The organism is Streptococcus sp. 27098_8_86 (assembly GCF_041432595.1).
In the GTDB taxonomy this organism is placed as follows: Bacteria; Bacillota; Bacilli; order Lactobacillales; family Streptococcaceae; genus Streptococcus; species Streptococcus pneumoniae_F.
In genome coordinates this window covers 44051-58911 of sequence record NZ_JAPVZW010000006.1, presented here as the reverse complement: position 1 = coordinate 58911, position 14861 = coordinate 44051, and the positions used below count along the sequence as shown (strand labels likewise).

Annotated in this window: 10 protein-coding genes; all 10 read right to left on the bottom strand. The window is 40.6% G+C overall.

The window, feature by feature from the left end; translation table 11 throughout:
• Positions 1 to 48 precede the first annotated feature (48 nt).
• Entirely contained in the window at positions 49 to 5946 is a 5898-nt protein-coding gene (locus O3616_RS06700; RefSeq protein ID WP_371638434.1) for a ZmpA/ZmpB/ZmpC family metallo-endopeptidase, read from the bottom strand.
• 2 nt (positions 5947 to 5948) lie between these two features.
• Positions 5949 to 6512: a TIGR01440 family protein gene (locus tag O3616_RS06695; RefSeq protein WP_181146400.1), complete on the bottom strand. Its 564-nt coding sequence runs from the start codon at positions 6510 to 6512 to the stop codon at positions 5949 to 5951.
• A gap of 114 nt (positions 6513 to 6626) precedes the next feature.
• Positions 6627 to 8318 (bottom strand): sensor histidine kinase, encoded by a 1692-nt coding sequence (locus O3616_RS06690; RefSeq protein ID WP_371638433.1) that lies wholly within the window; start codon positions 8316 to 8318, stop codon positions 6627 to 6629.
• Positions 8315 to 9052 (bottom strand): response regulator transcription factor, encoded by a 738-nt coding sequence (locus tag O3616_RS06685; RefSeq protein WP_049502099.1) that lies wholly within the window; start codon positions 9050 to 9052, stop codon positions 8315 to 8317. Before O3616_RS06685 ends, O3616_RS06690 begins: the two co-directional genes overlap by 4 nt.
• A gap of 70 nt (positions 9053 to 9122) precedes the next feature.
• Positions 9123 to 10235: a peptide-methionine (R)-S-oxide reductase MsrB gene (msrB, locus tag O3616_RS06680; protein WP_371638432.1), complete on the bottom strand. Its 1113-nt coding sequence runs from the start codon at positions 10233 to 10235 to the stop codon at positions 9123 to 9125.
• Between the two features lie 9 nt (positions 10236 to 10244).
• The gene (locus tag O3616_RS06675) at positions 10245 to 10808 is read right to left on the bottom strand and encodes a redoxin family protein (protein WP_371638431.1); all 564 of its coding nucleotides are present in this window, start codon (positions 10806 to 10808) and stop codon (positions 10245 to 10247) included.
• Positions 10809 to 10821: 13 nt separating this feature from the next.
• Positions 10822 to 11532: a thiol-disulfide oxidoreductase-associated membrane protein CcdA2 gene (gene ccdA2, locus O3616_RS06670; protein ID WP_371638430.1), complete on the bottom strand. Its 711-nt coding sequence runs from the start codon at positions 11530 to 11532 to the stop codon at positions 10822 to 10824.
• Between the two features lie 166 nt (positions 11533 to 11698).
• Positions 11699 to 12247 (bottom strand): GNAT family N-acetyltransferase, encoded by a 549-nt coding sequence (locus O3616_RS06665; RefSeq protein WP_261117027.1) that lies wholly within the window; start codon positions 12245 to 12247, stop codon positions 11699 to 11701.
• 257 nt (positions 12248 to 12504) lie between these two features.
• Positions 12505 to 13329: an ammonia-dependent NAD(+) synthetase gene (gene nadE / locus O3616_RS06660; protein ID WP_371638429.1), complete on the bottom strand. Its 825-nt coding sequence runs from the start codon at positions 13327 to 13329 to the stop codon at positions 12505 to 12507.
• Positions 13326 to 14786 (bottom strand): nicotinate phosphoribosyltransferase, encoded by a 1461-nt coding sequence (locus O3616_RS06655; RefSeq protein ID WP_371638428.1) that lies wholly within the window; start codon positions 14784 to 14786, stop codon positions 13326 to 13328. The genes nadE and O3616_RS06655 overlap by 4 nt, the downstream gene beginning before the upstream one ends.
• Positions 14787 to 14861: the final 75 nt, after the last annotated feature.

The following is a 14861-nucleotide window of genomic DNA, read 5'->3' as shown; positions in this document are numbered from 1 at the left end:
AGATCCAGACAAAGCTGATCTACCTTTTTATTATTTTCTTACTATTGATTATGCTTTAGTGAATAAATCACCAGCAAATCCATCTGATTTCTGCAAGAGTTGTTTGTAAACCTTCCATTTAAGATCTACAGTATTCTTGAAATCATTACCTTGAAGGTCTTTTTCGACCGCTGCATCAAATAAAGTCTGAAGTTGTGCGTAAGTTGAAATCTTTTGACCATCGATTTCAATTTCAACAAAACCTCTTTGGGCTTTTTCGTGTACTTCATGATACCATGCTTTCTTCCATGCTTCTAAGCTTTGGAATTTGCCGTTAGAAACTTTATTAATAATAAAGTCATCACCAAGACCTACATTACCTGCTGCTTTAGATTCTTGTTTGTATTTGTTTGATGCATAACCTAAGAATCCATCTAGATAACCGAAGTACCCCCACATACGGAAGGTATTATGTTTGAATGAGATTGAACCAACCGCACTCTTACTTGTATTACCACCATAAATACCTGTCATCATATTTACTACAGTATAAGCAGAATCAAATCCTTCAGTACGGTAATGACCATTTCCTGGTAATCCATGTTTCGTTGCAAAGTTTCCATCAACCAGTTGATCAATACTTGTCAGCTTCGTATTCTTTTCGCCATCATTCAAATCACGAACTAAATCCCATTGGTGTGGTTCACCAACTAAGCCATTGCGATCCGCTTTTTCACGATATTTCTTATCGATCTTCTTGAACCACTTATCATTTGTTCCAGTATTTTTCTTGATTACAGACTCAGCTTCTAAGTAATCAAGCATCATCATGGATTCATTGTAATTCTTCATGTAGTGATCGATTTTCTCACGACTATTTAACACATTTGGATTATAGTTGTAAATTTGATTTCCATCATTTTGACGTTCGTAAGCCATGTTTAATCCTAAGGCACCATATTCACCATTTGGATTTGAAACTGATGGTGATTGCAACATACCTTGAGCAAAGGCTTCAACGTCTGTTCCTTCACGGTGACGCCATGTTCCTAAGTAGGCCATACGGTCATTGATGTGAGTTGTTTCGTGAGTGAATGCAGATGTACCAAAATCACTAATCATGCTAGAGATGATGTAATATACGGCCTCTTGTGGTTGTGGATTTTGGAAGATATAAGCGTATGCACCCATTCCATTGTATCCGTGCCACTTATCAGTCGGACCATAGAATTCACGAATTGGAGCAAAATCGCCTTTCTTCGTATGTCCCATACGGTCAACCCATCCCAAACCTGGTACATCATGGTTATCCCAAATTGCAGATGGTACCATATTTTCACTCTTAAGAAGATTATTTCGTACATTATCAGCAGCAAGTCTTGACCAGAAATCTAAATAATTGATTTGTTCTTGCGCACGTAAATCAACCTGCTTCTTGAACGCTTCACGTTCTTCTGCTGTGTTCTTACCATATTTCTCAAATGAACTAAAGGCAATGGTATTATAGGTCGTAATTAAGATCATATGCGCTTTCTTCAAATTCAGAAGTGGTAAAATATAACGTCCGTGATGCCCATTATTAATTACTTCATATAATTTATGTTTCTTATTAGCGAAATCTGGATTTGATGATTGTTTCTCAACAACATAAGCGTTATCTGCAATGTTATTCTTGAACCAAGTATTCATATCTGTTTCACTAGTGAATAATTCCATGTTGTACTTCAGGAATTCGTGTAAGTTAGCTTTACCAGTAGCACTTGCAAGAGCTCTGTTAAATGCATCATGTGATTGATCACCTTTTAGGTTGTTACCATTTGAAGCGAAGCTGATTAATCTATCAAGTACGTTAACGTTCTTACCGTAGAAATCCGGTTTGAAGGTCATCATATTTTTGATATTTAATCCGTCAAATTTAATTCCATAGTATTGATTAAAGTAAGCCAGAGCTAACATAATCTTAGCTTTGTTATCTTCAACTTTTTTAACTAAGGCACGTTGAGCTGCTTCGTCCGTATTTAATTGATGGTCTTCATTTTCAACTAAAGCTTTAACTAAAGCATCAAGATTATCTTTTACTTCTTTGAAGCTTTCTTCCATGTATAACATCTTAGGATTGTTATTAATCTTACGAACTTCATCTGAATCAAGTTCAACAGAAGCTAATTTAGCTTTGATATCGCTGATCAATTGTGTCCTATCTTTAACAACCATATTTGGTGTATAGACAATATCACCCAATCCTTCAATACTATATTCACGAACTTGTTGAACCTTAGATTCTTTTTGTGTAATAGCCTTAATTTCTTTCGTCTTATCAGCGTAATGAATCATAATATGGTCAGCATCTGATAAGTCGGTCACAAATTGTCCATCTTTCATACCTGTAACAGATAAAACTTCAGTAGTTAGTAATTTAGAATCTGCAGGAATCTTGTTCCCTTGGTTGACAATCCATTCTTTATTGTAGAATGGTTGAAGTTTTTCGATGTTACGATAAGCAAGTTCGCGAGATACGTCATAATCTTGAGTATCTTTATAAGTATCTATTTTTGGTTTTACGTTATTAAGTGCATCTTCAACAAGAGGTTTAATTTCAAACTTATCAGCTGTAATTCCGAATGATTCTATTTTTTTATTTGCATCTTCTAGGCTGATTTCTTGGATTCGATTACTACGAGAACCGTTAAATGAGTGAGAACCTTCACTCACATCTTTAACAACGTAGTTTCTTTCAATCCAGTTTTTTGTGTAATATCCACCTTCTGCTTCTAAATCTCTAGAACCGTAGAATTCTTCACCGTTTTTGACTTTCATCATTGAAACTGTGTCAGCAACACGCCCCCATGTCCAGTTTTTACTAATGAAACCACCTACCTCAACAGGGTTCTTCACATCAATAGTTCCTTTAGTAACAGCGTTACGAACAGAAGCGTATTTATCAATACCATTAGGATCAGAACCATTATCTGTTCTAGCAACAAGACCACCAACACGTGCTCTATCTGCAACAATATCAGCATCTACGTATGCATGTTTAATATTACCACGCCAAAGTTCTCCGGCGATACCACCAAGATCCCAACCTTTATTACCGACACCTGTTAGTTTACCGATGAAAGCAACATTTTTAAGAAGTCCACCAGTATCTCCTTTATTTACGATACCAGCAATACCATCTTTACCAAGGATACTACCAGTTACCTTAACATTTTCAACTGTGGCATTTTTAATTACTCTTGATAGTGCGGAAATATTTTCAATCCAAGGCATATTAATATTAACATTACCTAAGTTAATGTTTTTAACTGTACCGCCTTCAACGTTATCGAATAACTGACGAGCCATATTATGAATGGTATATTGTTTACCGTCAACACTTGTTAAAGTTCCGCTAAATTTACCAGGTACATATTGTTTATTCGGAGTTGGTACATTTGCTGCATTCAAATCTGCACCAAGTTTAAAGGTACCACTTGGATTAGCTTTCATAGCCGTTACTAGGTCGTTAAAGCTATAATATACATCACCATCGTGTGCTTTTTGTTTTTCAAAGTAATGGACATACTCTTCGCTAAGTGTGTTGTCAGCATTCCGTTGAATCAAATCAGGTGCTTTGGCAGTGACTTTGTATAAAGTTTTTCCGTCTTTTTCTACTTCTTCAATCTTGTCAACAGCCAGTCTTGTAACTTTGTTGTCGTGAGTTGTAACTCGTAGGTAGAGTGGAGCAACATCAGCTGGTTTTTCTGTCAGCAAACTAGTATCTGTTTCATTACCGTCAGCATCCACACTCATCAAGCTTGTTTCTTTGATGTTTTTGATTTCAACTTTTTTGAGGTCAATTCTTAGCGGTTCTTCTTTAAGAACTTCTTCCTCATCACCCTCACCACGGTCATAAACCATCTTAGTTTCAAGTTTATAATCCTTGTAGTACTGCAAATCTGTCAAGGTCGTTGTCAAGTCGTCTGGTGAAACATTCAAAGTTTTAACAATTTCATCACCCTTTTTCAGAGTTAAGGTAATAGATTTAATGGCTGTCTTACTTGGATTTTCCAAATTATAACGAATTTGAGATGATCGTTTCAAATCATTAACATCAACAAGTGACAAACTTAAGATTGGTTTTTCAAAGTTTTTAGTTCCTAATTTGACGATACGATCTTGGTCTAACTCCAGAACCTGTTCCACAATTTTAGGTGCTTCTTCAGTTTTTAAACCTTTGAGAGTTTTGTAAGTCTTGGTAACTTTTTTCTGCCCATCTTTTCCTTCTTGGACAGTAACTCTTTCACCCTTTTTCAGTTGGTCATCTTCTTTAAGAACTTCCTTAAATGGAATCTTTTCAAGACTTTCTTCCACCAGAGTTCCTTCAATTGGTTTTGTCCCACGGCTTATTTTTTTAGTGACTGGTTCTTTGACAACAGTAGTTGTTGTATTTAAAACTTGGTCAGTCTCAACACCTTCGAGAGTCTTATAAGTCGTTTTGGTAATTTTACTGCCCTTTTCTCCATCTTGAACTACAGTTTCTTCATCCGTATATTTGGTTGGATCCTCGATAATTTCTGTCTTATAGTCAATCTCAGTAGTAGTTTCTTTCGTAACCGCTCCCTCAGTTACTTTGTACTCAGGTAACTGTTCTTGTATAAGGGCTTGACCTGCTTTACCTTCCTCTTGTGTACCTTTTACTTCTACTTGGGCTTCTGGTAATTTTGGCTGTGTCAGAGCTTGACCTGCTTTACCTTCTTCTTGAGTGCCCTTCGTTTCAACTGGAGCCTCTGGCAATTCGGGTTGTGTTAGAGATTGTCCTTCTTTGCCTGCCTCTTGGGTTCCTTTTGCTTCAACTGGAGCCTCTGGTAGTTCTGGTTGTGTTAGAGCTTGACCTTCTTTGCCTGCCTCTTGGGTTCCTTTTGCTTCAACTGGAGCCTCTGGTAAGGTTGGTTGCGTTAAGGCTTGACCTTCTTTGCCTGCCTCTTGCGTTCCTTTAGCTACCTGATGCGTTGGTTCAGCTTGTGGTACTGGAGTTGGGGCAGGTTGCTCTTCTTTCTTAGTTCCGACTGCAATGACTTGCGAAACAGGATTTTGAACCACTTGGTCTTCGATGACTTCTCTAACTTCTTGACCATTAACCATCGATACTTTGGTTACAATGCGACGCTGACCATTTACTCCAGCTGTGACGATACGAGTCTGTCCTTCTGCTAGATTGGTATCTGGGCTTGTGACTGTTTCAAAAGGAATATCTACCAAGCTCTCTTCCAGTCTTGACTGAGGTTTCTCAGAAACTGGTTTTTCTTGAACTACTTCTGTCTTATCAATTTCATTTGCACTTTGCTTTTCTACTGGCAACTGAGGCTTCTCAGCTGAAGCTGGCCTTGATGGATGGAGTTCTGCTTCCTTGAAGTATCCAATGTATTCATAGCCATCAATGTGGATAATCCCTTCAGCCAAACCTTCATGTGTAGAAGCCGAAATAGTTTGGTTATAAGAAAGCAATTCTTTATTTTCAAACGCAAATGTGGTGAAAGGAACAAAGTTGCTTGCACCAATCGAACTAATTAATAAGACACCAAGCACCTTACCACGATGTTTTTTAGAGATTAATAAAACAGCCAAAGAAGCCGTAGCCAACCCTATACCAGCCAAGGCTAATTCTTTACTCCCTGTATAAGGAAGTTCTTGGTAGGTACTAGCTTTCTTTCGATACACTGCATAGATAATATCATCCTCTTGAAACTCCGAAGGGACTTCATGGTGAATTAAGGCTTTTTCAGACTCGGTCAATTCCTGCTCCGCCAAATAACGGTAATGAACGCTATGAGCTCCACCAACTTCATTGGCTTGTACCTTATCTACTGAAAGGGCACTTGCACCAAAAAGGAAGGCCCCGATGGCTACAGGACCAACCCCAACAGTTAACTTGCGAATGGAATATTTAGTAATTTTTTCAAGTTGTTGTTTTGTTTTTCTCATTCTTATGACTTTCTAATAGAATCTTGCGGATAGTGCGCACGCGCACCTCCAATTAATTTTGGACGACTAGCAAGAGCCGTTACATGGGCATGCCCAATTTCTCTCAAAAGAGGGCGAATCGGAACCTGAACATGCTTGACATGCATGCCAATTGCAGTGTCTCCGATATCCAATCCAGCATGAGCCTTGATAAATTCAACCTCAACTGGATCTTGCATAAACTTGAAGGCTGCCAACTGACCTGAACCTCCTGCATGAAGGGTAGGAAGGACACTAACTATTTCCAGAGCAAACTGCTCTGCAACCTGACGTTCAACAACGAGGGCCCGATTGACATGTTCACAACCTTGAACAGCTAGATGAATTCCTTTTTCCTCTAGGATGTCTAGAATGGTCTTCACAATGATTTCCCCAATTTCTTGGCTGGATTCCTTGCCAATCTGACCACCTATCACTTCACTAGAAGAAAGGCCCAAAACAAAGATGGATCCTTGCTTCAAATTGGCCTTTTCTAATACATCTTTTACAATCTGGCTTGTTTCTCTTTGAATGTCTTTTTCCTTCATACTTGATACCTCTTTTGTCATTATCTATCATATCGTTTTTTCTACTTTTTAGCAAGATAGACAACCTAGAAAGCTTGCCCAATTACGCATAAAACTCCCAGAATGAACTGGGAGTTAGCTAGTTTCTATTCTATTTATGTATATTTCAACTGTCGTACCTTTTAAAGGGACAGAATCGATCTTCATCTGATAGTTTTCTCCAAAATGAAGTTTGAGCCGTTGATCAACATTTTGAAGACCAACTCCCCCACGTTTGAGCTGACTTTGACTACTATCGCTAGCATCTTGGAAGCCAACTCCATCATCCTCAATGCGGATGACCAATCCTGAATCCTGTTTCTGGACAGAGACTCTAATATGACCCTGACCTTCTTTCTCCTTGATTCCATGGTAAAGGGCATTTTCTACCAAGGGTTGTAGGACCAGCTTGGGCAAAACTAGCTGACCAAAGGCAGGATTTTCAGCAATTTCGTATTCCAGCTTATCTCCATAGCGTTGTTTCTGGATAAAGAGATACTGGCGGACATGGTTGATTTCGTCAGACAGGCAAATCAAATCCTTTCCTTGATTGAGCGCCAAGCGGAAATAGGTTGCCAAAGACTTGGTCACCTGAACCACTCGCTGACTGTCCTGAAATTCAGCCATCCAGATGATAGTGTCTAAGGTATTATAGAGGAAATGCGGATTAATCTGGCTTGATAGGGCTTGAAGTTGGTACTGACGGGTCGTTTCTTCCTGGATACGAATATCTATCATCAACTGATCAATCTGATCCAACATGGCATTGAACTGGCGAGTCACCTCTCTTAGTTCATAGGCACCCGCTTCCTTGGCACGAAGATTTTGAGCACCAGAAGCAATTTCCAGCATGGTTTCTCTCAAATCCTTCAAAGGGGCAATCCAGCGCTTGAGACTGAACCACACCAAGCAGAGACAGGCAAGAAGTGATGTGACACTAGCCCCAAGCAAGGTCCACAAGAGTTGACTCCGAACCTTGTCTAACTTTTCCAGTGATGACACGCCAAGCACCGTCCAATCAGTTCCAGCAATCTTTTCTTGACTGACGTAGGATTTGTGATCTGGAGTATAGCCCTGCCCTGTCTCAATATAGGGTTTCATGGCCTCCATTTCGCTAGACGAACTATAAACTGTGTGTTGAGGATGATAAACAAATTCATGATTTTCATTGATGATAAAGGCAAAGCCCTGCTGACCCAACTGAAGTTGGTTAAGATAGGCTTCCAGAGTTTCGTAAGAAATATCCAAACGAAGAACGCCCAGATTAGCTCCCTTTGCATCAACAAGTTCTTGAGTGACAGAAATGACCCACTGACTATCTGATTTACGAGCTGGTGTCAAAACGGGCTTAGCTCCCTGATGAATAGCCTTTTGGTACCAATCCTCAGCCATCATATCAGAGGAGGTTTTCATCTGCACACTATCATCTGTAGAAATGACCTGACCGGATTTGGTGACCAGAACAACAGTTTTCAAGTCCTGGTCTGCCTTCAAGATAGTCAAAAACAGATTTCGGATTCCCTTGACCTTGTCTTGACTGGGATTCTCAGCATAAGCTAGGACGTCCGCCTGCTGGGTCAAGCTAGTCGAGGTGGTTTCTAATTTTTTGATATAAGAATGGATAAAGTGACTAGTCTGGCTGATAGTCGTTTGGCTATTGCCTTCAATGGTAGCCTCAATGGCTGAAGAACTAGATTGATAGTAGAAAGTCCCAACCAGAGCTAGGAGAATGAGAAAGACCAGAAAGATAGAAATAACCATTCTAACTAGGAGTGAAGAACGCTTCATCGGCCTTCTCCCTTCTTAAACTGACGAGGTGTCACACCTGCAATCTGTTTAAAACGTTGGGTAAAATAGTTCATATCTTCAAAACCAACTTTCTCTGCGATCTCATAAATCTTCAGATCGGTAGTTAAAAGCAAAAGCTTGGCTTGTTTGACACGTTCTCTCACTAGGTAATCCTGAAAAGGCAGGCCCAATTCTTTCTTAATCAAAGAACTCAAATAAGTCGGACTAAAGCCTAAGTCATTTGCTAAAGACTTTAAACTAAACTGGCTATCAGCCAGATGGGACTGGATTTTCTGGGCCATGTTTCCTTCAAACTTATCGGTCAATAAATCTTGTAACTGCTCTTCTTTCTCTTCCTTATCCAACTTTTGCTTGATTTTCCCCAGCATTTCTTCGATATCCTGACGAGAAAAGGGCTTGAGTAGGTAATCATCCACACCGAGTTTTACAGCAGACAAGGCATAATCAAAATCATCGTAGCCTGTTAAAAAGACCAAATGCACCTGAGGATAGGTTTCTCGGACCAGACTGGCCAACTGAATGCCATTTAGCTGAGGCATGTTGATATCAGTTAAAATGATATCTGGCACCTGTTTTTGGATCAAGTCCCAAGCCTGCCTTCCATTTTCAGCTTGACCGATGATTTCCATATCGTAGGCTGCTACATTGACCAGCTTGGTCAATCCTTGTCTTACCAGATATTCATCTTCTACGATTAAGATTGTATAGGTCATGCTTCTCTCCTTTGTCACTTACTAGTATCAGTATAGCAAAATTCTCCTCTAACTGCTTAGGAAAGACTTCTTAATCAACATAATCTAGTAAATAAGAGTAACCTTTTTCTTCCATTTGGTCTTTGGGAATAAAGCGGATAGAGAGACTATTAATACAGTAGCGCAAGCCCCCCTTGTCCTGAGGCCCATCTGTAAAGACATGGCCAAGGTGAGAATCTCCAACTCGGCTTCGCACTTCCATGCGTGTCATATTGTAAGACTTATCTTCCTTGTAGGTGGCAACATCTGGACTGATGGGTTGGGTAAAACTAGGCCAGCCACAACCAGACTCAAACTTATCCTTTGATGAAAAGAGAGGTTCACCAGTTGCTACATCCACATAGATACCAGATTCAAATTTATCCCAGTAACGGTTTGAAAAAGCTCGTTCTGTTTGATTTTTCTGGGTAACTGCATACTCCTCAGGTGACAGGGTTTTTTTCAATTCTTCATCGCTTGGTTTGGGATATTTGCTGGCATCAATGACGGGATAGGCAGCCTGATTGACATTGATATGGCAGTAGCCATTTGGATTTTTCTTGAGATAGTCTTGATGGTAATCCTCTGCCACCACAAAATTCTTCAAGGGCTCCTTTTCAACTGCCAGAGGTTGGTCGTATTTCTTAGCAACTTCATCAAAGACTTGGTTAATTACCTCCAAATCCTTTTCATCTGTGTAATAAACACCGGTACGGTACTGGGTCCCCACATCATTTCCTTGTTTATTTTTACTGGTTGGATTGATAATGCGGAAGTAATGAAGCAGGATTTCTTTTAGGGAAATTTGTTTGGCATCATAAGTAACATGAACAGTCTCCGCATGACCTGTTTGGTTAATCAATTCGTACTTGGTTGTTTCCCCTCTACCATTTGCATAGCCTGAAACGGCATCTGTCACTCCGGGAACGCGTGAGAAATATTCCTCAACTCCCCAGAAACAACCTCCAGCCAGATAAATTTCGTGCAAGTCTGCATCTTTACTCACTTCTGTTTTTTTCACTGTTTTTCCTCCTTGGCTAACTGATGCTTTCTCAATTTGCGAGCTATCTGTCTGCCCTGCATTTCGCATCAATAGAAAATAGAAACCGCTTATGGCTAGGAAAAAGATTCCTGCCAAGACAAACAATTTTACTTTATCATTCATGACCTTTCTCTACCCCATTTCTTTCAATGTCTTTAAAATCATATCCTTATCCATAAAACCTGGTTGTGTTTTGACCAGCTTACCTTCCTTGTCTATAAAGGCTTGAGTTGGGTAAGAACGGACACCATAACTTTCCAAAAGTTTTCCTGATGAATCAATTAGAACTGGAATATTTTTATAATCCAAGCCCTTGTACCAGTTCTTAAAGTCTGCTTCTGCTTGTTCCCCCTTGTGTCCTGGTGACACTACCGTCAAAACTACATAATCATCACCAGCATCCTTAGCAATTTCATCCGTATCCGGAAGACTAGCCAGACAGATAGAACACCAAGAAGCCCAGAATTTGAGATAGACTTTCTTGCCCTTGTAATCAGACAAGCGGTAGGTCTTGCCATCTACTCCCATCAATTCAAAATCAGCGACTGCTTGCCCCTTGGTGGCAGTTTGCGAACTGACTTGTTCTGTTTTCGTTTGCTCCTTCATAGTAGATTCGTCTGGCATGTTTTTAGCCGAACAGGCTGCCAAGCAACAAATTGAGCCGACTCCAAGGAGACATGTTTGCCATTTTTTCATTTCTTCTTCCTCTCTATTCAAATAATGTAGTCAAAATAGACGTATTTCCCAAAAGCACCAAGATTCCCATCACGATAATTAGGAAACCACCCACTTTTTTGAGAGTTCCTAGATAAGGATGGAGTTTTCGGAAATGTTTCAAAACATAGCTGGAGGCTAGAGCTAGAACCAAAAATGGTAGTGCTAGACCCAGCGTATAGATTAACATGAGACCAGCTCCCTGCCAAGCACCGGAGCCACCTGAAGCCGCTAAAGCCAAAACAGAGCCAAGAACCGGCCCCACACAAGGCGTCCAAGCAAAACTAAAGGTCAACCCCAGTAAAAATGCCTGACTATAGCCCTTACCCTTTTGCCCCTGTCTCTTTAATTGTAGCCTTCTTTCCTTGTAGAGTCCCTGAAAATGTAAGACTTCCATCTGGTGCAAACCCAAAAGAATGATAACCGCACCCGTCACATACTGAAACCAAGAGGCATACAAAAGGTCTCCTAAAAAACCAGCACCATATCCCAGTAAGATAAAGATAAAAGAAATACCCGCTATAAAGGCCAGAGTTCTTAATAAACTAACAAGTGAGATTGAAAATTTCCCACTAGAAGCCTGAGCACCATCTTTATCATCCAACAAGACCCCTGCATAAACCGGTAACAAGGGTAAAATACAAGGAGAAAAGAAGGAAAGAATTCCAGCAAGAAAAACACTGATTAAAAAGATTATATTATCCATTGCCTTCCTCCATTCTTTGATTTGATAGGACTATTATAGCCCTAAAACTCCAGAAAAAACAGGGACAATGATAGGGAAAAATAGGAATTTAATCAGGTTATGTAAAAAATGGTTCAAAAAAAGCCAGACACAGTCTGACTTTGATGGAAACTGAAAAGAAAATTCACTAGTCTTCACTACTTACCTGATAATAAATAAGGTCCGCAAGATAGCCTTTTCTCTCTACACCATTGGCAATAGTTTTTAGATAGGACATTCCAGCCTTCTCCATGACACGACCTGAAGCTGGATTAAGACTGGCATATCGTGCTCTGACCTTTTTAAAACCTGCTTGAGTAAAACAAAAGTCCAAGACAGCTTTCAAGGCCTCTGTCATCATACCATGACCCCAGTATTTCTTGCCTAACACATAGCCAATTTCACAAGAAGAATCGTTATCATCTATTGCAACTATGCTGATATCTCCTATAACTTTCTCCGGATTTTCTTTGAGGCAAATGGCCCATTTGTAATAGTTGGGATTAGCATAAGAGGCAATCCAATTACGAATCGAGTTTCGAGTCACCTCGACATCAGGATGAGGTTCCCAGGTGACATAGGTCAGATTCTCATCGGATGAAGCCCAATTCTGAAACATGGCTTCTGCATCACGTTCCACAAATCTTCTTAAAATCAAACGTTCTGTCTGTAATGTTTGTGTACCGATAGATTTCACGAAACTACCTCGCTTTCTGATAGATGATTCTATGTCCAATCTCCATTTATATTTGCTTTGCTTTTGAATTTCAAGGTAATAAGTTAAAAAAATCCACTGGACCTTCCTCGCTTACCTGTTTCCATACTCGGGGTAAAAAGGTCACCTGGAAGGTTTTTCTTGCTTTTTAATTTCAGGGCAAGAAGCTAAAAAGGTCCCCCGGACCTTCCTCGTTTTCTTATTTCTAAACTCAGGGTAAAAAGGTCCCCCGGACCTTTTTACTCCCAAAAGTCATCAAATACGGTGATTGGTAGGTGGCGTTTGTGTTGGCCTTTGTGCCACCAGTTTTCGATTCTTGCTTGGGCTTCTTGGCTGATTGTTTTGCCTTCTAGGTAATCGTCAATCTCTTCATAAGTAACTCCGAGGGCCACTTCGTCAGCTAGGCCTGGTTTGTCTTCTTCTAGGTCTGCAGTTGGGATCTTTTCATAAAGGGCTGGATCTGCACCAAGTTCCTTCAAGAGTTGTTTTCCTTGACGCTTATTGAGGCGATAAAGAGGGAGAATATCTGCACCACCGTCACCAAACTTGGTAAAGAAACCTGTGATATTTTCCGCGGCGTGGTCTGTTCCAATAACCGCTCCGCTATGGGCACCAGCAAGGGCATACTGAGCAATCATACGGCAACGAGCCTTGATATTGCCCTTGTTGAAGTCTGAGACAGGACTACCTGTCGCTTCAACTGCAGCTGTCATGGAATCAGCTGATTCCTTGATATTGACCACCAAGCTAATATCTGGCTGGATAAAAGCAAGAGCCTTTTGGGCATCTGCTTCATCGGCTTGTACTCCATAAGGCAGGCGGACTGCAATGAATTTATAATTTTCATCTCCAGTTTCAGCTCGCATTTCTTCCATAGCTAGTTGAGCCAAACGACCTGCTAAGGTTGAGTCTTGTCCTCCAGAAATTCCTAGTACAAAAGTTTTTAGGAAGGGATGTTGTTTCAGGTATCTTTTTAAGAAATCAATGGAACGACGGATTTCTTCCTGGGCATCAATCACCGGTTTGACACCCAATTCTTGGATAATCGTTTCTTGCAAACTCATTCTTCTTCTCCTTCGCCGAGGGCTTCCTTACGCATTTTGTCAATCAAGTCCATCTTGTCTTGCCATACATCACGCGCCAAATCCACTGGATAGTGCTGCGGATTAAGCACACGCTTGTACTCATCCCAAAGCTTGTCAAACTCCTTACGAGCATAAGCCTGAATCTCAGTCAAGCTAGGCAGGTTGTAAATCAATTTTCCGTCTTTGAAGATATCCACCAAGAGAGGAACGGCATCAAAATTACGAACGGTCTTCTTGATGTAAGTATAAGTCGGATGGAACATCTTGATTTCTGTCATGTCGCTCACATCCACACCGTCATAAGTGATGTAGTCGCCTTCTGACTTACCTTTTTCACGACTGGTAATGCGCCATACCTGCTTCTTACCTGGCGTAGACACTTTTTCCGCATTATTTGACAGCTTAATCGTATTGCGCATGTTACCATTTTCATCTTCGATTGCAACAATCTTGTAAACTGCGCCAAGAGCTGGCTGATCATAGGCTGTAATCAGCTTAGTTCCCACACCCCAGACATCAATCTTGGCCTTTTGCATCTTGAGGTTGAGGATGGTATTTTCGTCCAAATCATTTGAAGCATAAATCTTAGCCTCTGTAAATCCAGCCTCGTCCAGTTGCTGACGGACTTTCTTAGAAATGTAGGCAATATCCCCTGAGTCAATCCGCACACCCATAAAGTTAATCTGGTCCCCCAACTCACGCGCCACCTGAATGGCAGCTGGCACACCAATACGAAGGGTGTCATATGTATCCACAAGAAAGACACAGTTTTTGTGGGTCGCAGCATAAGCCTTGAAAGCCTCGTAGTCATTGCCATAAACCTGTACCAAGGCATGAGCATGGGTCCCCAAAACAGGAATATCAAAGAGTTTACCAGCACGCACGTTGCTGGTTCCATTGGCTCCACCAATCACCGCTGCGCGTGTTCCCCAGATAGCCGCATCCATTTCTTGAGCCCGACGTGTCCCAAACTCCATCAAGGGTTCATCTTCTATAACCGAACGAATACGAGCTGCTTTGGTCGCCACCAAGGTCTGGTAGTTAACGATGTTCAAAAGGGCTGTTTCGACCAACTGACATTGAGCTAGAGGGCCTTCCACCTGCACAATCGGTTCATTAGCAAAGACCAAATCCCCTTCTTGGGCAGAACGAACCGTCAACTCCAACTTGAAATTGCGAAGATAGTTCAAGAATTCCCCATGATAGCCAAGCGACTCCAAATAGGCAATATCACTATCTGAAAAACGCAAATCTTCAAGATAGTTCACAATTCTTTCCAAACCAGCAAAAACCGCATAGCCATTCTTAAAAGGCTGTTGGCGGAAATAAACCTCAAAAACCGCCTTCTTATTGTGAATCCCTTGGTCAAAGTAAACCTGCATCATGTTAATCTGGTACAAGTCCGTGTGCAATGTCAAACTATCATCTGGATACATACTTTTCCTACTTCCTTAGCTAGAAATACATGAAAATTTTCAAAAACTTTCATGTATCCCAATAAATTAGTACTA

Coding starts and splice junctions, on each gene's coding strand:
- msrB (WP_371638432.1), bottom strand. CDS start 10,235: ATGAATGATAAAGTAAAATTGTTTGTCTTGGCAGGAATCTTTTTCCTA.
- nadE (WP_371638429.1), bottom strand. CDS start 13,329: ATGAGTTTGCAAGAAACGATTATCCAAGAATTGGGTGTCAAACCGGTG.
- O3616_RS06695 (WP_181146400.1), bottom strand. CDS start 6,512: ATGAAGGAAAAAGACATTCAAAGAGAAACAAGCCAGATTGTAAAAGAT.
- ccdA2 (WP_371638430.1), bottom strand. CDS start 11,532: ATGGATAATATAATCTTTTTAATCAGTGTTTTTCTTGCTGGAATTCTT.
- O3616_RS06655 (WP_371638428.1), bottom strand. CDS start 14,786: ATGTATCCAGATGATAGTTTGACATTGCACACGGACTTGTACCAGATT.
- O3616_RS06700 (WP_371638434.1), bottom strand. CDS start 5,946: ATGAGAAAAACAAAACAACAACTTGAAAAAATTACTAAATATTCCATT.
- O3616_RS06675 (WP_371638431.1), bottom strand. CDS start 10,808: ATGAAAAAATGGCAAACATGTCTCCTTGGAGTCGGCTCAATTTGTTGC.
- O3616_RS06685 (WP_049502099.1), bottom strand. CDS start 9,052: ATGACCTATACAATCTTAATCGTAGAAGATGAATATCTGGTAAGACAA.
- O3616_RS06690 (WP_371638433.1), bottom strand. CDS start 8,318: ATGAAGCGTTCTTCACTCCTAGTTAGAATGGTTATTTCTATCTTTCTG.